The organism is uncultured Kocuria sp. (assembly GCF_947500125.1).
Taxonomy (GTDB): domain Bacteria; phylum Actinomycetota; class Actinomycetes; order Actinomycetales; family Micrococcaceae; genus Kocuria.
Map to the genome: position 1 here is coordinate 22,432 of NZ_CANMRA010000014.1, position 17,657 is coordinate 40,088.

The 17,657-nt window shown below is 72.1% G+C and carries 13 protein-coding genes and 1 pseudogene; 6 read left to right on the forward strand and 8 right to left on the reverse strand.

Annotation, left to right across the window (positions count from 1 at the left end):
- Positions 1–42: 42 nt before the first annotated feature.
- The 4 genes from Q0817_RS10755 to Q0817_RS10770 form a co-directional block, all read right to left on the reverse strand.
- A complete protein-coding gene (locus Q0817_RS10755) occupies positions 43–1,605 on the reverse strand; it encodes a sodium:solute symporter family protein (protein WP_298587055.1) in 1,563 nt (520 codons plus the stop codon).
- A gap of 174 nt (positions 1,606–1,779) precedes the next feature.
- The gene (locus tag Q0817_RS10760; protein WP_298587058.1) at positions 1,780–3,285 is read right to left on the reverse strand and encodes a tripartite tricarboxylate transporter permease; all 1,506 of its coding nucleotides are present in this window, start codon (positions 3,283–3,285) and stop codon (positions 1,780–1,782) included.
- Position 3,286: 1 nt separating this feature from the next.
- Entirely contained in the window at positions 3,287–3,859 is a 573-nt protein-coding gene (locus tag Q0817_RS10765) for a tripartite tricarboxylate transporter TctB family protein (RefSeq protein WP_298587061.1), read from the reverse strand.
- Positions 3,859–4,872, reverse strand: a complete 1,014-nt coding sequence (locus Q0817_RS10770) for a tripartite tricarboxylate transporter substrate-binding protein (protein ID WP_366139871.1) — start codon at positions 4,870–4,872, stop codon at positions 3,859–3,861. Before Q0817_RS10770 ends, Q0817_RS10765 begins: the two co-directional genes overlap by 1 nt.
- A 258-nt stretch (positions 4,873–5,130) precedes the next feature.
- Between Q0817_RS10770 and Q0817_RS10775 the strand changes: the two genes are divergently transcribed.
- The 5 genes and pseudogenes from Q0817_RS10775 to Q0817_RS10795 all read left to right on the forward strand — a co-directional run bounded on the left by Q0817_RS10775 (position 5,131) and on the right by Q0817_RS10795 (position 10,838).
- Positions 5,131–5,490, forward strand: coding sequence for a universal stress protein (locus Q0817_RS10775; RefSeq protein ID WP_298587064.1), 360 nt, complete (start codon positions 5,131–5,133; stop codon positions 5,488–5,490).
- A 3-nt stretch (positions 5,491–5,493) separates the two neighbouring features.
- Positions 5,494–6,762, forward strand: a complete 1,269-nt coding sequence (locus Q0817_RS10780; protein WP_298587068.1) for an MFS transporter — start codon at positions 5,494–5,496, stop codon at positions 6,760–6,762.
- A 144-nt stretch (positions 6,763–6,906) separates the two neighbouring features.
- Entirely contained in the window at positions 6,907–8,160 is a 1,254-nt protein-coding gene (locus Q0817_RS10785; protein ID WP_298587070.1) for a heparan-alpha-glucosaminide N-acetyltransferase domain-containing protein, read from the forward strand.
- Between the two features lie 81 nt (positions 8,161–8,241).
- A pseudogene (locus Q0817_RS10790) lies at positions 8,242–8,649 on the forward strand (STAS domain-containing protein); the annotation flags it as partial.
- 107 nt (positions 8,650–8,756) lie between these two features.
- A complete protein-coding gene (locus Q0817_RS10795; protein ID WP_298587073.1) occupies positions 8,757–10,838 on the forward strand; it encodes an acyltransferase family protein in 2,082 nt (693 codons plus the stop codon).
- Between the two features lie 55 nt (positions 10,839–10,893).
- On the opposite strand, the gene Q0817_RS10800 is transcribed toward Q0817_RS10795, so the two are convergent.
- Complete coding sequence (locus tag Q0817_RS10800; RefSeq protein WP_298587076.1) at positions 10,894–12,117, reverse strand: glycosyltransferase 87 family protein; 1,224 nt, start codon at positions 12,115–12,117, stop codon at positions 10,894–10,896.
- A gap of 64 nt (positions 12,118–12,181) precedes the next feature.
- Positions 12,182–13,489: a glycosyltransferase family 87 protein gene (locus Q0817_RS10805; RefSeq protein ID WP_298587079.1), complete on the reverse strand. Its 1,308-nt coding sequence runs from the start codon at positions 13,487–13,489 to the stop codon at positions 12,182–12,184.
- 259 nt (positions 13,490–13,748) lie between these two features.
- Here Q0817_RS10805 and mptB point away from each other — a divergent pair, with 259 nt between their 5' ends.
- On the forward strand, positions 13,749–15,338 hold the full coding sequence (gene mptB, locus Q0817_RS10810) for a polyprenol phosphomannose-dependent alpha 1,6 mannosyltransferase MptB (RefSeq protein WP_298587082.1): 1,590 nt from the start codon (positions 13,749–13,751) through the stop codon (positions 15,336–15,338).
- A gap of 18 nt (positions 15,339–15,356) precedes the next feature.
- On the opposite strand, the gene Q0817_RS10815 is transcribed toward mptB, so the two are convergent.
- Positions 15,357–16,907: a cell wall metabolism sensor histidine kinase WalK gene (locus Q0817_RS10815; RefSeq protein WP_298587086.1), complete on the reverse strand. Its 1,551-nt coding sequence runs from the start codon at positions 16,905–16,907 to the stop codon at positions 15,357–15,359.
- Positions 16,907–17,656, reverse strand: coding sequence for a response regulator transcription factor (locus Q0817_RS10820; RefSeq protein ID WP_298587090.1), 750 nt, complete (start codon positions 17,654–17,656; stop codon positions 16,907–16,909). Before Q0817_RS10820 ends, Q0817_RS10815 begins: the two co-directional genes overlap by 1 nt.
- Between the last annotated feature and the right edge of the window lies 1 nt (position 17,657).

The following is a 17,657-nucleotide window of genomic DNA, read 5'->3' on the forward strand; positions in this document are numbered from 1 at the left end:
GCGCCCGCTGCCGCACCGGGCGGGGACGGTCGGGCGGAGTCCTCAGACCCCGGCCGGGACCGGCGGGTCGGCACGCTGGGAGGGGGCCGGTGCCGTGCGGACCCGGGGGGTGAACCCGGAGGGGGTCTGCTCGCGGTAGAGGCGGTACAGCTCGAGCCGCTGCGTGTCCGTCTCGACCTGCGGGCGGGTCGCCGTGAGGCCGACCAGGACGTAGGTGAGCCAGCCCAGGGCGCCGGCCACGAGAGTGGCCCAGCCGTCGAAGGCACTGGTGACGACGGTGTTCTCGACGTGGAGGAGGTCGTTGGGGGCGCCGTAGATCGTGGGCGTCAGCACGAGGAACACCAGGCGGCTGGTCAGGCCCACCACCGCCGCGGCCAGGGCGGCCCGGGCGCCCGGGCGCCGCCAGAAGGTGCCGAGGATGAACGAGGCGGACAGGCTCGCGAGCATGAGGTCGAAGGCCAGGGTGAGCAGGATCCCGGTCTGGCTGACCCGCACGGCGAGCAGGATCCCGATGACCACCACCGGCAGCATGGCCAGGCGCGTCCAGCGCAGCAGGGGGTCGTGGGCTCCGGTGATCTCGGTGCGGCGGACGTTGAAGACGTTGCGCACGGTCACCGCGGAGGTGGCGAGGATGGCCCCGGAGGCCGTGGAGAAGGACGCGGCCACGATCCCGGAGAGGACCAGGACGGCCAGCAGCGGGGGAGCGTACTCGCCCAGCAGCGTGTAGAGGATCGGGCCGTTCTCCGCGGAGAGCCCCAGCACGGAGGAGGCGGTGAGGGCCACGAGGGCGAAGATCGTGCCGATGACCGCGGTGGTGCCGGCGGCCACGAAGCACGAGCGCTGGGCCACCTTCGGGCTCTTCGCACCGAAGATCCGCTGCATGAAGTCGATCGCCACGAGGTCGCCGATGCCGAGGGCGATGAGCGTGGCCCAGTTGATCGGGGCGCCGGCCTCCGAGGTGGTGAGCTGCTCGAGGTCGAACGGGCCCATGCCCTCCGGGATCACGATGCCGTACGTCAGGGCGACCCACACGATCAGCGCCACGGCGGCCACCACGGTGATCACGGTCTGCAGGACCGCCGTGTAGGCGTCTGAGAACAGCCCGCCGGCCAGGGTGTAGCTGAGCACCAGGGCGCTGGCCACGACCACGCCGATCGAGTACGGGACGTTCGCGAAGTACTCGAGCAGGAACCCGCAGGCCACGAGATTGCCGGCCAGCAGGAACGTGAAGGCGAAGATCATGATCACCGAGGCGAGCGTCTCGGTGGTGCGGCCGTAGCGGATCCGGAAGAAGTCGCCGAGGGTGAACAGGCGCAAGCGGTTCATGGGCTTGGCCAGGAACAGCCCGGCGAGCAGGAGGCACACCGCCAGGCCGAGGGCCAGGGAGGCGCCGGCCCAGAAGCCGTAGCCGGAGGTGAGGTCCGTGTTGCCCACGGTGGCGTTCGAGTCCACGGCGGCCGCGGTGAGGGACACCGCGACCAGCGGCATCCCCAGCTGCCGGCCCGCCACGAGATAGTTGGTGCTGTCGCCGTCCACCTTGCGCGCCACGAGCACGCCGATGATGAGCACCGCCAGCACGGTGATGCCGACCCCGAGAATGATCATGTGCTTCTCCCCGCCTGGGCTCCGCCCGAGCGGAGTTCCTGTCATCTGACAGGTAAAGCATGTCCGGGGGGTGCGGCGCGGTGGTTTCTCCTCCGTAACGTCTGTGTTTAACCGCTGTACCCCGCCCCGGGGACTCCCGGGGCGGGGTGCTGCGGCACGCGGTGGCGCCGGGGACTACACGTCCCGGCGGGCGCGGTTGACGATCTTGGACCGGACGGTCAGCGCCAGCACGATGAACAGCAGACCGTAGAGCACCAGCGGGATGGGCCCGGTCACGAAGATCGAGTAGTCGCCGTTGGAGGACAGCAGACCGTCGCGCAGGCTGGTCTCGGCCAGCGGGCCCAGCACCATCCCGATCAGCAGCGGGGCCACCGGCACGCCGTGGCGGCGCATGATGAAGCCCAGCACGCCCAGACCGAGCAGCAGCAGCAGGTCGAAGACCGCCCCGGAGGTCGCGTAGATGCCGAGTCCGCAGAACACCGTGATCCCCGCGTAGAGGTACTGGCTGGGGATCAGCAGGAGCTTCGCCCACAGCTGGGCGAAGGGCAGGTTGATGACCAGCAGCACGACCATGGCGATGAAGAAGCTGGCCAGCAGCGCCCACACGAGCTCCGGCGCCCGGTCGAACAGCAGCGGGCCCGGCTGCAGGCCGTACTGCTGGAAGGCGGCGAGCATGATCGCCGCGGTCGCCGAGACCGGCAGGCCCAGGGCCAGCAGCGCACCCATCGCGGTGCCGGTGGTGGCGTTGCCGGCCGCCTCGGGAGCGGCCAGGCCGCGGATCGCGCCCTTGCCGAACATCGGGTTCGGGCGGCGGCGGTCGATGCGGCGCTCGAGGTCGTAGGACATGAACGTCGGCACCTCGGCGCCGCCCACCGGGATCACCCCGAAGGGCAGGCCGATCGCGGTGCCGCGCGCCCACGCCGGAGCGGCCTCCTTGAGCTCCGCCCGGGAGAGGAACGGGCGCCCGGTGACCTTCATCTGGTGGGCGGCCGGGTTGCGGCGGATCCGGGAGGCCACGTGCAGGACCTCGCCCAGGGCCAGGACCGCGACGGAGACGGTGACCAGGGAGATCCCGTCGAACAGGTTGGCGGAGCCGTAGGTGAAGCGCTCCGAACCGGAGATCGCGTCGATGCCCACGGTGGCGATGCCCAGGCCCAGGACCAGGGAGGCCAGGCCCTTGACCGCGGAGTCGGAGACCACCGAGGACGTGGCGACGAAGGCGAACAGCGCCAGGGCGAAGTACTCGGCCGGGCCGAAGTTCGCGGAGAAGTCGGCCAGCCGGGGCGCCAGGAAGACCACGACCACGGAGGCGACCATGCCGCCGATGAACGCGCCGATGGCGGCGGTGGCCAGGGCCTGGGGGGCCCGGCCGTCCTTGGCCATCTTGTGGCCCTCGAACGTGGAGGCGATCGCCGAGCCCTGCCCCGGGGTGTTCATCAGGATGGCCATCGTCGAGTCGCCGAACAGGCCGCCGAAGTACACGCCGGCGAAGAGGATGAACGCCGCGGTGGGGTCCAGCGCGAAGGTCATGGGCAGGAGCAGGGCCACGGCCATGGAGGAGCCGAGGCCGGGCAGTACGCCCACCGCGGTGCCGAGGAGGCAGCCCACCACGACCCACAGCAGGTTCATCGGGGTCAGCGCGCCGGCGAACCCGTCCATCAAGAGATTGAGTGCGTCCATGTCAGAAACCGCCTCCCAGGATGCCGGAGGGGAGGTTGAGCCCCAGGCCGACGGTGAATGCCAGGTAGATCGCGCTGCTCACGAGCAGGGCGAGCGAGATGTCGAACAGGGGCCGGCGGCTGCCGAAGCCGCGCGCCACGGCCCAGAACAGCAGGGCGGCGGCCAGGATCCAGCCCAGCACCTCGAGCGTCAGCGCGAACGCCAGGAACCCGCCCGCGGACCAGAGCACCGCGGTCCAGTCCGAGTGCGTCCGCCAGGTGCGCGCCGAGAGCTCCTCGGGGTGCTCGGGGGTGCGCAGGTAGTGGAGCACCAGCAGGGCGGCCAGCACGTAGCCGGCCACGGTCAGGATCAGCGGGTAGAACGTGGGGCCGGGGAAGTCGGTGCCCTCCGGGATCTCCATGGTCAGGGCGCCGATCAGCAGGTAGGTGCTGAAGGCGGCCACCACCGCCGGCACCACGAGGCCGCTGCGGCCGCTCCACCAGGTCGCCGGAGTCTCCGGCTGCTCCCACGGGGGCTGGGTGTCGGTCCGGTGCTCCCCGGCGGTGCCGGTGTGCGAGGACGTGGGTGTGCTCATCAGGAAATCTCCTCCACCAGCTGGGCGATGCGCTCCTGCTCCGAGGCCATGAACGCGTCGAACTCGTCGCCCGCGAGGTACACCTCGGTCCACTTGTTGCGCTCGACGGCCTTCTGCCACTCCGGGGTGGCGACGGACTCCTCGAGCAGGGTCCGCAGCTCGGCGAACTCCTCGTCGGTGATCCCGGGCGGGGCCAGGACGGCCCGCCAGTTGGCCAGGTCGACCGCGAAGCCCTGCTCGGTGAGGGTCGGGATCTCCACGCCCTCCAGCCGCTGCGGGGCGGCCATGCCCAGGGCCTTCAGCCGGCCGGCTTCGATCTGGTCGGCCACGTCCATGTACCCGGAGGTGGCCGCGTCCGCGGTGCCCGTGATCAGGGCCTGGGTGGCCTCGCCGCCGCCGGACTTCGGGATGTAGGTGGTCTTCGAGGGCTCGATGCCGGCCTCGAGAGCGAGCTCGGTCATCACGAGCTGGTCGAAGGTGCCGCCGCCGGTCCAGGCGACCTCGGCCGGGTTCGCGCGCCAGTCCGCGACGAGCTCGTCGATGGTCTCGTACGGGGAGTCGGCGGGGACCACCACGACGTCGTACTCCTCGACCACCCGGGCGATCGGGCGCACGTCGTCGTGCGTGACGGCCGAGTCGAGCTGCGCGACGCCGGCGACCAGGCCCGCGCCGGTGACCATCAGGGTGTTGGCCTGGCCCTCCATGGTGGAGAGCTGGCCGAGCCCGATGGTGCCGGCCGCGCCGGGGATGTTCACCACCTGGGAGTTGTTGACCAGGCTGTTGGCCCGCATGGCCTGCTGCTGCTCCCGCATGAACGTGTCCCATCCGCCGCCGGCGCCGGCCGGGGCGATCAGGGTGAGGTTCGCGCGGATGTCCGAGCCGGCCGTGGCCGACTGGAAGGAGAAGAAGGCGGCCACGCCGATGACGGCGGCGGCGACGACGCCGTAGACCGTCATGGCGACCGGGTGCCGGCGCCGGGTGCCCGGCTGGGCCTGATCTGGTGGTGAACTCACGGGGATCCACTTTCCTGGGTCGTAGGGTGCGGTGCATGGCTCCGTCCGAGCCGCTCATCCGACGATAAGTGACCCGCATCACGCGCCGGCCGTTGATCGGGCTTTCGTGCGTAGTGATCGTTGTGCTGGTTCTGCGCATTCTGCTCACGCCGGAAGAGACGCTCCTCACACGTTCGGCCGTAGGGTGGACCTCGTTTTGTTCCCCGTTTCCCCACCGGAATTCCCACCCGGATTCCCCACCCCGCCGCGGAGGCTCCCATGACCGTCGTCGTTGCCCGAACCAGCACCCCCGAGGGCGAGGCCGCGCTCGCGGCCTCGGTCGAGGAGGCCGGACGCCGCCAGGAGGACCTGCTGGTCTTCAACCTGGGGGGCGCCCAGCTCGACCCCGAGACCGGTGAGCTGAACGGCGTGCCCGTCACCTTCCGCACCCCCGACGCCCGCAACCGGGACGCCGTGGGCGAGCTCCTCGACGTCGCGGAGCAGGTGAACGCCTCCGCCGTGGTGATCGGCGTGAAGCACCGCAGCCCCGTGGGCAAGCTGCTGCTGGGCAGCGCCGCCCAGCAGATCCTCCTCGAGGCCAACGCCCCCGTGATCGCGGTCAAGCCCCGGCGTTCCTGAGGCATGGCCTCGACCGCTCCGGAGGCCCGGTCCGGAGCCTGGCTGTGGTTCCTCGTGGCCGGGGCGCTGCTCACCCAGACCGCTCTGAACCTGGTGCGCCCGGTCACCACCTACAAGCTGCTGTCCCTGGACGCCGACTCCGTGACGGTCGGCCTGGTCACGGCCGCCTACGCCGTGGTCCCGCTCGTCACGGCCATGTGGCTGGGCCGGATGACCGACCGGGTGCGGGACCTGCGGACGATGGTGGTCGCCGGCGCCCTGATCCTGGCCCTCGGCGCGGTGGCGCTGGCCATCGCGCCGAGCGTGGCGCTCGTGGCCGTAGCGAGCGCCCTGCTCGGGATGGGGCACCTGGTGTTCACCATCGCCGGTCAGTCGGCGGTCGCCCGCTTCTCCCCGCCGGACCAGCTGGACAAGGGCTTCGGCTGGTTCACCGCCGCCTTCTCCGCCGGGCAGCTGCTGGGCCCGCTGCTGGTGGGCCTGCTGCTGGGCACGGGCAGCGACGTCGCCTCGCCGGAGCGGGTCGCCGACATCACCCTCTCCCTGTGGATCGGGGCCGGGCTCTCGCTCCTCGTGGCGCCCGTCATGCTCCTGCGCCCGCACGCGGCCGGGTCCGCCGGGAAGCCCGCCCGGAACGACGACGACGCCGCTGCCGCGGAGCGGGCCGCTCCCGCCACCGGTGAGCTCGAGGCGGTCCCGGGGGCGGCTCCGCGCGCGTCCATGGCGCGGATCCTCAGGGTCCCCGGCGTCCCCTCACACATGCTGGCGTCCCTGGCCCTGCTCGCGATGCTCGACATCCTCACCGCCTTCCTGCCGCTCGTGGGGGAGCGGGCCGGGGTCTCCCCGGCGTGGATCGGCGTCCTGCTGGCCGTGCGCGGCGGCGCGTCGATCCTCTCCCGCGTCCTGCTGCCGTGGCTGGCCCACCGGATGTCCCGGCGCGCCCTGCTGCTGGTCAGCCTCTACGGCGCCGGGTGCGCCCTGGCCGTTCCGCCGGCCGTCATCGGGGTGCCGTGGCTCGCCGCCCTGCTCCTCTTCGTGGGGGGCTTCTGCCTGGGCCTGGGCCAGCCGATCACCATGACGCTGGTGTCCACCGCGGTGCCCTCCACGTGGCGGGGTTCGGCGCTCGCCGTGCGGCTCGTCGGCAATCGGGCTGGCCAGGTGGCCATGCCCCTGCTCGCCGGCCTGGTGGCCGCACCGCTCGGTCCGGCCGGGGCGATCTGGTTCACGTGCGCGGTGCTGCTGGTCAGCGGTCTGGAGAAGACCGTGCGGCGTTAGCCGGGCGGCTTCGACAGTCCCGGCACAGGAGCGCCACAAGGGCGGCACAATCCGGCCTGGTCAGCTGGAGGACGAGAAGGACCGATGGGTCCGGACCGGCGGGCGGGAGCTCGTCGGTACGTCCGACAGAAGGAACGCGCCGCCATGGTCAACGTCCACCACCCCGCACCCGGTGCACGCTCGGCAGAGGAGGCCCCGGCGCTGCCGCTCGTCCGGAGGCGCCGGCTGGTGGGGGTCGACGCCGCCCGGGGTCTCGCCCTGGTCGGGATGATGTCGATCCACATCCTCCCCGCCTGGGATCCTGAGACCTACGGACCCACGCTCCAGTGGGAGCTGTTCGCGGGCCGCGCCGCGGCCCTGTTCGCGCTCCTGGCCGGGGTGGGCCTGGCCCTCTCCTCCGGCGGGCGCACCCCGCACCGGGGCCGGACGATGACCGCCGACCGGGTGGGACTGCTGGTCCGGGCGGTGCTGATCACCGTGCTGGGGCTGCTGATCAACCAGGTCATGCCGGGGGACCCGCCCGCGTACGACATCCTCCTCTACTACGGCATGTTCTTCCTGCTGGCGATCCCCTTCCTGCACCTGTCGGTGCGGGCGCTGTTCGCCCTCGCCGCCGCGGCCGCCGTGGTGGGGCCCGTGCTGATGCAGGTGCTCCGCGGCGTGCTGCCCGCGTTCGAGGTGTACAACCCGACCTTCGCCGACGTGCTCGCCGAGCCGGGGACCATCCTGGCCCAGGTGCTGTTCACCGGCACCTACCCGGCGGTCCCGTACCTGGCCTACCTGCTCGCCGGGCTGGCGATCGGGCGGCTGAACCTGCGGGCCGTGCGGGTCCAGGGCCGGCTGCTGGGGGCGGGGCTCGTCGTGGCCGTGGGCGCGTGGCTGGTGTACTGGGTGCTGATCCTCCAGTCCGGGGGCTACGACCAGCTCATGAGTTCCACCCCGTGGCTGGGCGAGGACGGGATCGACGAGATCATCGTCTGGGGGCCGGACCCGGTGCTGCCCGACACCTCCTGGTGGTGGCTGCTGGTCCCCGGCCCGCACACCAACACCCCCGTGGCGATCCTCCAGGACCTCGGTTCCGGCGCCGCCGTGCTGGGCCTCTTCCTCCTCGTGGCGCGCCGGGCCGGTTCCTGGCTGCTGCCGCTGAGCGCGATGGGGTCGATGACCCTGACGCTCTACTCGGCGCACCTGCTGGCCCTGGCCGCCATGCTGCACTACGAGGTGCCGATGCTGTGGTTCCTCATCCACGTGGCGGTCGCGGCGCTGTTCGCGGTGGCCTGGCACCGCTCCTTCGGGCGGGGCCCGCTGGAGCGGGTCATGGCCCGGGCCGCCGGTGCCGGCCGCGGGCCGGTGCTGCGTGCCGGCCCGCACACCGAGGCGGGCCGCTTCCCGTCATGAGTCCGGCGGAGGAGGTCCAGAAGGCCCCGGGCCACCGCGGCCACCGCGCTGGTCATCGCCCCGCTGATGGCCATCGTCATGGTCATGCTCTCCACCGTGGTCGTGGCCGTGTGGACCCACAACCTCGCCATCGGCGTGATCGTCGGTGTGCTGGTCGCGATGATCGCCTTCGCCCGCCGGGTCGCCCACATGGTGACCGTGGAGCGTACCGTGGAGGAGCACCTCGGGGAGCGGATCGCCAAGTACACCATCAGCGGTGAGCTGTTCTTCGCCTCCTCCAACGACCTCTGCACGATGTTCGACGACGCCGGAGACCCGCAGCACGTGGTCATCGACTTCTACGACTCCCACCTCTGGGACGCCTCCACGGTGGCGGCCCTGGACTCCGTGACCGACCAGTACGCCCACTACGGCAAGGACGTGGAGATCGTCGGGCTGGACCAGGCCGGCCGCCGGATGCGCGTGCGCCTGGGCGGGATGCTCAGCAACGGCGGGCACCAGGAGCACCGGAGCCGGTGCCGGACCCCCTTCAGGCGTGGCCCAGCACCGGTTCCCAGCCCTCCACCCGCCACCGACCCGGACAGGCACCGTCCCCCATGACGCACCCGGCACCGACCGCCACCCCGACACCGACCGCTCCCGTCCCGCGGACCCGGCACCGCCCGGATCTGCAGGGTCTGCGCGGGGTGGCCGTGCTGCTGGTGGTGGTCTTCCACGTGTGGACCGACCGGGTCTCGGGTGGGGTGGACGTCTTCTTCGTGCTCTCGGCGTTCCTGCTCACCGGCTCCTTCGTGCGCCGGATCGAGCACGGGCGGGCCCTGGGGATCCCCGCCTACTGGGCCCGGACCTTCGCCCGGCTGCTGGGGCCCGTGGCGGTGATGCTGCTGGCAGTGCTCGCCGCGATGCTCACCTGGTTCCCGCCCAGCCGGTGGGCAGAGCTGCTGAGCCAGGCCTGGGGGGCGCTGTTCTACACGGTGAACTGGGTGCTGGCCGATCAGGCCGTGGACTACTACGCCGGCAATTCCGCGGCCACCACCCCGCTGCAGCACATGTGGTCGCTGTCGGTGCAGGGCCAGGTGTTCCTGGTGTGGCCGCTGCTGCTGGCCGGGGCCGCCGCCGCGGCCCGATGGACGGGGATCCGGTTCCGGTCGGTGGCCTGGGCGCTGTTCGCCGGGGTGTTCGCCGGCTCCCTGGCCTGGTCGGTGGTCGCCACGGCGGCCGGGCCCGAGGCCGCCTACTTCAGCACCCTCACCCGCCTGTGGGAGTTCGCCCTGGGCTCGCTCACCGCCCTGGCCCTCACCACCTCCAGCCGGGCGAAGAGCACCCCCCGGCGGGCCCCCGCCGCCACCCGGCTGCTCGGTGTGCTCCTGGGGTGGGCGGGGCTGACCGCGATCCTCGCCACCCCGTTCCTCATCGAGGCCGGGACCCGCTTCCCCGGTACCATCGCCCTGGCCCCGACCCTGGGAGCGGCCGCGGTGCTGGCCGGTGGGGCACTGGCCCCGGACGCGCGAGCCGGCGTCGGCCGGGTCCTGGCACTGCCTCCGTTGCAGTGGCTCGGGGACCGCGCCTACGGGATCTACCTGTGGCACTGGCCGCTGCTGATCACCTACCTGCTGCTCACGGCCCGCGACACCGTCCCGGTGCCGGCCGGGCTGGGGATCCTGGCTGCCTCGGTGGTGCTGACCCGGGTCACCGCGTTGTTGCTGACCGGCTGGCGGGCGTTGCCCGGGGTCCGGGCCGGCAGCGGGGTGCGGCTGATCGCCACCGCCCTGCTGGTGGCGGTCCCGCTGACCGGCGCCCACTCCTACACCACCCTGCGCGACCCCTCCGCCGGGGTGGAGCGCACCGCGGCGAACTATCCCGGGGCCGCGGTGCTGCGCGGTGAGGTGAGCGAGGTCCCGGACGTGCCGATCATCCCCACCGGCGCCGAACGCGAGCACGAGTGGGGCGACACCGGCGCGCGGTGCGAGGGCGGGGAGGTCCCCGCCGGCATCGGTGACCTGGGCAACTGCTGGGTCATCGAGCCCGAGGACGGCAGCACCCCGGACCGGACGCTGGTGGTGATCGGCGACTCCCACGCCCAGCAGCTGCTCACCCCGATCCACCGGGTCGCCGACGCCAACAACTGGCGGGTGGTCTCCTACCTGCGCATGGCCTGCCGCTACACGAGCGAGGCGGGGAACCGGGACGAGGAGTGCCGCGAGTTCAACGTCGCCGCCCGCACCGCGGCGCTGGAGCTGGAACCGGACGCGGTCGTCACCATCGGCACCCTCAGCCTGGCGGAGGCCCCGCACGAGAAGCTCGTGGACGGCTACGAGGACGGCGTCCGGCCCTTCCTGGACGCCGGGATCCCGGTGCTCGGCTTCCGCGACAACCCGCGCTTCCCCTTCAGCATGTTCGCCTGCGTGGAGACCTACGGACCCGACCACGACCGCTGCAACCCGGCCCGCTCCCAGTCCCTGCTGCCGGTCAACCCGCTGGAGGAGGTCGCCGCCCGGTACGAGGACCTGCACAGCATCGACCTCACCGACCGCCTGTGCACCGAGACCACCTGCCCGGGGGTGATCGGCAACATCCAGGTCTACATGGACCTCGACCACGTGACCTCCACCTACGGCGAGACCCTGGTCCCTGATGTCGAGGCGCGGATGCTCGACGCCCTCGGCTGGAGCGGCTGACCGACGGGGACAGACGCTCCGCGCGCGCCGCGCCCGACGCGAGGGCACCACGGGATCAGGAGGTGGCCGGCTGCGCGAGGCGAGGAGGCACGCGGTGCAGGCGGACGACGCGCCGCACGGACCAGCACAGCAGGACGACGAGGAGCACGTTGCGCGTGGTCAGGACGGCCGCCATCACCGGGTGGGCGTGGATGAGCGGGGTGTAGAACAGCGGATAGATCACGAACGTGGTGACGGCGATGCCCATCAGCAGCGCCGCCGGCGTCCGCCACCGCTGCCAGTCGTGCACCAGCCCGGCCACGACGACCGGGGCGAGCCAGATCATGAACTGCGGGGACCCCACCTTGTTGAACACGATGAAGATCGTGGTCATCATCAGCGCCCCCTCGTAGAAGAGCTCCTCCCGCTCGGCGCCGCGCCTGAGCGCACGGACCAGCAGGACCGACCCCGCGAGAACGGCGAGCACGAGCAGCGGCTGCATCAGGAACGCGACGACCTCGGTGCCGGGGCCGTAGACCTCCGTGGAGTTGATGGCCACGTTGTCGGCCATCCTCGCCCCGGCCACGTCGAAGACGCTCAACCACACCCACGGCGTGGAGAACGTGGCCTCCAGCTGCATGCCGCGCTCTCCCTGGTTGACCAGGAAGTCCGCGATGTGCCGGAGACCGCCCGAGAGGTAGGTGCCCAGGACCACCGCGGCGGTGACCCCCACCCCCGCGGCCACCACCTGGACGCGCTGCCGGCAGGCGATGACCAGGGCGAGCAGGACGGCCGCCGGCCACACCTTGATCCACGTGGCGACGCTCAGCAGCACGGAGCCGAGCACCGGACGCTCGGCCGCGTACAGCAGGCCGACGAGCACGATCGGGGCGGCGATGCCCTCCACCCGGGCGAAGCTCAGGTAGCCCAGGAACACGGTGAAGAACAGCCACCACCAGGCCGGGGCGACGCCCTGCCGGGCCCGCCGGCCACGGGTGAGGCAGACCAGGCCGACGGCGTTGAGCACCGTGATGATCAGTGTCCACACCAGCAGGTAGAGGTCGTGGCCGGCGATCCCGGCCAGATGGATCGGGATCTGCGCCAGCACCGGGTACACCCACGGGCTGATCCCGTCCCCGGCATCGGCCGGATCGTACCCGGCCATGGCCCACTCACGGTACTGCTCGGTGTCGCTGAAGGCCTCGCCGTGGATGACGAAGGACATCATCCAGCCCAGGAAGTAGAGGTGGACGACGGCGAAGCCCCACCACACGCCGGCCGGGCGGGCGAACCACGCCACGGCGCGGGCGGGCAGGACGGCGTCGCGGACGCCGGTCAGCCGGTCGAGGAAGGCGGCGGAGATCTCAGTTCTCCTTCGCGGCGAGCGCGGTGGCCGGACGCCGGGTGCCCAGCCCGTACAGCCGGCGCGCCGACCACCACAGCAGCAGCACCAGCAGGGCGTTGCGCAGGGTCAGCACCAGAGCCATCACCGGGTTGTTGTGGCTCAGCTCGTAGTAGAACAACGGGTAGACCAGGAACGTGGCCACGGCCACGGCGATCAGCATGGCCGCCGGCACCCGCCACGCCTTCCAGTTGTGGGTCAGTCCCACGGCCACGGCCGGAGCCAGCCACACCATGAACTGCGGGGAGCCGACCTTGTTGAAGACGATGAAGGCGGTGACCATGGTCAGGGAGCCGGCCAGCAGCAGCTCGGTGCGGTCGGCGCCGCCGGAGCGCTCGCCGTTGCGGAGGCCCCGGACGATGAGGAGGGTCACCACGGCGGCGGCCAGCAGCAGCAGGGGCTGCATCAGCACCGCCATCGTCTCCGTGCCCGGACCGTCGACCTGCATGGAGTTGATCTCCGTGTTCATGTACATCCGGGACGCGCCCACGCCCAGGACGGACAGCCACAGCCACGGGGTGGTGAACGTGGCCTCCAGCTGCATGCCGCGGTCCCCCTGCTGGACGAGGAAGTCGAAGAGCCGCGGCAGCGCGCCCATGGCCGCGGCGACCCCGGCCGCGGCCGCGCTGACCAGCAGGCCCGCGAGGAGGACCCGCACCCTCCGCCGCGCCACGGTGAGGAGGGTGAGCACGACGGCGGCCGGCCAGACCTTCATCCAGGTGGCGGCGCTGAGCAGGACCGAGGCGATGAACGGGTGCGCCGCGCCGTGGACCAGGGCGACGAGCACCAGCGGGGCCGTGAGCCCGTCCACGCGGGCGAAGCCTAGCCACCCCATCAGGAAGACGAAGCCCAGCCACCACCACGCGGCCGGGTAGGCGTGCCGGTCACGTCCCCAGGTCGTCAGCCTCCCCACGGCCCAGCCGTTGAGCACGGTGATCATCAGCACCCACAGGAAGAAGAACGGTCCCGGACCGGCCAGCCCGGCCAGTGCGACGGGCACCAGCGCCAGCACCGGATAGACCCAGGGGGTGGGCTCCCCGTCCAGGTTCTGCTCGTCGAACCCGGCCTCGGCCCACGCACGGTAGATGTGGGTGTCGCTGAAGGCGCCGCCGGACAGGGACACCACCAGGGCGAACACCAGGAACACCAGGTGCACCCCCACGAAACCGGTGAGCAGCCCGCGCGGGGATCCCCACCAGGCCTGCCACTTCCGGGGCAGCAGCCGGTCACGGAGCCGGGCGAGCATTTCGAAGGTCGTGTCCGTGGACATGGGGCAATCCTCGTCAGATGGGCAGAGATGCAGGGCCGCAGGTCACGACGGAGGCCGTCGACACGCCCGATTCCCCGGAAGTTCCAGTGTGCCCGAGCGCGGTGCCACCGCGGCACCATGTCGGTCCCGGGGGAGGCCGTGGCGAAACCTCTCGCTGCCAGGGTGAAGAGGTGGCACGACTGCTAGGATCGGCGTTCTGGAGAGCGTCCGGCACACCTGTCCGCCCGGCAATCGTACACGTAGGGGATCAGCGCACGTCATGACGGCAGGGGGTTCGGATCCGGAGGCGCCGCGGGGCCGTCGTGGCCGGACCGCGGAACCGATCGCCACCGCCGGCCCGGTCTCCCACGACCTTCCCGACACCCACCGGGACCCACGAGCGCACATCGCCGTCGTGCAAGGGTTCATCGGCTCCCTGATGATGCTCGTCGGATCGGTCGGCGCCGGGTGGATCGCCAACGGCTCACCCATGGTCCGCCATCCTCTGGTGATCGCGCTGCGGGTCGAGGGGTGGGGCGTCTACTCCTCCACCGTGCTGCTCACCGTCGGCGCCATGCTGCTGGTGCGTTCCTGGCTCCGGCTCGGGCAGAGACTCCAGGGCTGGCGGACGGGCGCCCAGCGCTCGGTCGTGCTGGCCGTGTGCGCCTGGTCGCTGCCCCTGCTCTTCGCCGTCCCGATCTACTCCCGGGACGTGTACGCCTACATCGGGCAGGGCCGCCTGATGCTGGCCGAGCAGAACCCGTACACGACCGGCATCTCCACCCTGGAGAACTGGTTCATGCTGGGGACGGACCCGGCCTGGGCCGAGGCCCGGACGCCCTACGGACCGTACTTCCTGTGGCTGGCACGAGCGGTCGTGGGTCTCGCGGACGCGCACCCGGATCTCTCCGTCCTGCTCTTCCGGATCCTGGCCTGCGCCGGTGTCCTCCTCTGCGTCGTGTACGTGCCCAAGCTCGCGCGGCTGCACGGCGTCGACCCGGCTCGTGCGCTGTGGATCGCGGTGGCCAACCCTCTGTTCCTCATCAGCTTCGTGGCCAGCGCGCACAACGACGCGCTGATGCTCGGACTGGCCGTGGCGGGGACGTACTTCGCGGCCACGGGCCGCCCGGTCACCGGCGTCCTGCTGGTGACCGCGTCCATCGGCATCAAGCCCATCACCATCCTGCTGCTGCCGTTCATCGGGCTCCTGTGGGCCGGGCCGAAGGCGTCCTGGGGACGGAAGTTCGCCCTGTGGGCGGCCACGGCGACCATCAGCTTCGGGCTGCTGGTGCTGAGCGGCCTCCCCTATCAGCTGGGCATCGGGTGGGTCTGGGCGCTGCTCGACCCCACCCCGGGATTCACCGGGTACTCGCCCTCGGGGTTCCTGGGCCAGCAGGTCCAGAACCTCGTGGACGCGGTCGGTCTGCCGGGCGCCTCGGTGGCCTCGGCGCTGCGGGACGTGCTGCAGTACGCGGCCATCGGCCTGGTCCTGCTCCTGATGTTCCGCGGCGACGACCGTCGCGTGGTCCGCAGACTCGGCCTGGCGTTCGCCGCCGTGGTGCTGCTCTCCCCGATCATCCAGCCCTGGTACATCCTCTGGTTCCTCCCCTTCCTGGCCGTGACCGGCATCAAGGACAACTGGCAGCTCCGCTCCCTGTACGTCGTGATCACCTTCTTCGTGATCTTCGGTGCGCAGGACCAGCTCTCCGTGTGGCCCTTCATCGAGCTGACCGTCGACGCCGCGACGATCGCGTTCGTGACCGCCCTGCTCTTCACGCTCTACCTGATGCTCCTGGACCCCCACACCCGCCACCTGCTCGTCGACGGCGGCCCGACGGGCTGGCTCGGCCGCCGCCGTCGTCGTCCCTGACGAGGGCGCAGGCATCGATCACCGTGGCGGGTCCGGCGCTGACCCGTCGGCGCGCAGCGGGAGCCGGACGGTGAAGAGCGTGCGGCCCGGACGGGACTCCACGTCCACCGTGCCGCCGTGGGCCTGCACCACCGAGCGGACGATCGACAGGCCCAGCCCGGTGCTGCCCTCCCGGGTCTGCCGGGAGGTGTCCAGGCGGCTGAAGCGCTCGAAGAGCCTGGCCCGGAACTCCCGCGGGATGCCCGGGCCCGCGTCCAGGACGGAGGCCTCCGCCCAGCCGTCCGGGGTGGCCCGCACGGCGGCGGTCACCGCGGTGCCGGGCGGGGTGTGCTTGCGGGCGTTGGAGAGCAGGTTGGCCAGCACCTGGTGGAGCTGGGCGACGTCCGCGCGCACAGGAACCGGGTCCTCCGGCACGTCCAGGGCCCAGTGGTGGTCGGGGCCGGCGGCCGAGGCGTCGGTGAGGGCCTCGAGCACGAGCTCGCCGAGATCCGCGTCGCGCAGCTCCGGGGGGCGGCCCTCGTCCAGGCGGGCCAGCAGCAGCAGGTCCTCGACCAGGGCGGTCATCCGCAGCGTCTGCTGCTCGACCCGGGCCAGCGAGGCCCGCCCGGTGCCGGTCAGCGGCTCGGTGAGCAGGAGCATGTCCGTGTAGCCGCGCACGGCCGCCAGGGGCGTGCGCAGCTCGTGGGAGGCGTCGGCCACGAACTCGCGCAACCGGGTCTCGGAGAGCTGGCGCGCGGCCAGGGCGGAGTCGACGTTGTCCAGCAGGGAGTTCAGGGCACGGCCGACCTCCCCGACCTCGGTGCCGGGCCGGGCGAGCTCGGCGGGCACGTGCTGGTCGGCCAGGGAGACCTCCCCGGAGGCCAGCGGCAGCCGGGCGACGCCGGACGCCGCGGCCGAGACCCGTTCCAGCGGCCGCAGGGCGCGGCGCACGACGACGGTCCCGGCCACCGCCGTGGTCAGCAGCGCGAGCAGGCTGCCCGCGGTCATGGTGGTCACGAGCTCCGCCACGGTGTCGTCGACCGACGCCGTGGGGAGCCCGGTGACCAGCACCTGGCTGCCGTTGCGCGCGTTCCGGGCCACCGACTCGATCCGGTACTCGCCCACGGACAGGACCACGTCCGAGAGCCGGCCCTGCTCCGTGCCCGTGGAGCGGCGACGGTCCCCGAAGCCTCGCTCGTCCGGGGTCTCGGCCGCGAAGACGCCCGCCTCCCGCAGGGCGGCGACGTCCTCCTCGGGGAGCGGCGCGGGCTCCCCGGACTCGGTGCGGTAGGACGCCGTGACCACCTCGTCCTCGTGCAGCACGGCCACCAGGACGCCCACCGGCTGGCCGGGTGCGTCGAGCGGGTCCCGCTCCAGGGCCGGGTCCCCCCGGGTGAAGGTCAGCGCCCGCCCGGTGGTCTGGCGCAGCGAACCGTCGAGCCGCTCCACGAGATCCTGGCGGGTGAGCTCCACGATCGTGGCGCCCAGCACGAGCAGGACCAACGACAGCAGGGTGAGCACCCCCGCGACGAGCCGGGTGGCCAGGCGCAGCCGCCGTGACGGCTGCCGCTCCCGGGGGCCGTGCGGCATCAGGACGCGGGTTTGATGACGTACCCGGCGCCGCGCACGGTGTGGATCATGGGGGCGCGGCCGGCGTCGATCCGCTTGCGCAGGTAGGAGATGTAGAGCTCCACGATGTTGGCCTGGCCCGAGAAGTCGTAGTGCCACACGTTGTCCAGGATCTGGGCCTTGGACAGGACCCGGCGCGGGTTCTCCATCAGGTAGCGCAGCAGCTCGAACTGGGTGGTGGTCAGCTCGATCGGCTCGCCGCCGCGGGTGACCTCGCGGCTGTCGACGTTGAGGACCAGGTCCCCGACCACCAGGGTGGCGCTGTCCTGCGCGGCGGCCCCGGAGCGCTGGACGAGCCGGTGCAGCCGGATGAGCACCTCCTCGATCGAGAAGGGCTTGGTCACGTAGTCGTCCCCGCCCGAGGCCAGGCCCTCGATCCGGTCCTGCACGGTGTCCTTGGCCGTGAGGAACAGCACCGGCACCTCCGGATAGGACTGGCGGATCCGGGCCAGGACCTGCAGGCCGTCCAGGCCGGGCAGCATCCGGTCCAGGACCAGCACGTCCGGCGCGAAGTCCCGCGCCTGCTGGACGGCGTCGAAGCCCTCGTGGGAGACCCGGGCGTCCCACCCGCACATGCCCGTGCCCATGGCCACGAGGTCGGCGAGGGCCGGCTCGTCGTCCACGACCAGCACCCGGATCGGCGAGCCGTCCGGGTGGGTGAGGCGGGGCAGGACCTCGGTGAGGACGGAGAAGCTGGAGGAGTAGGACATG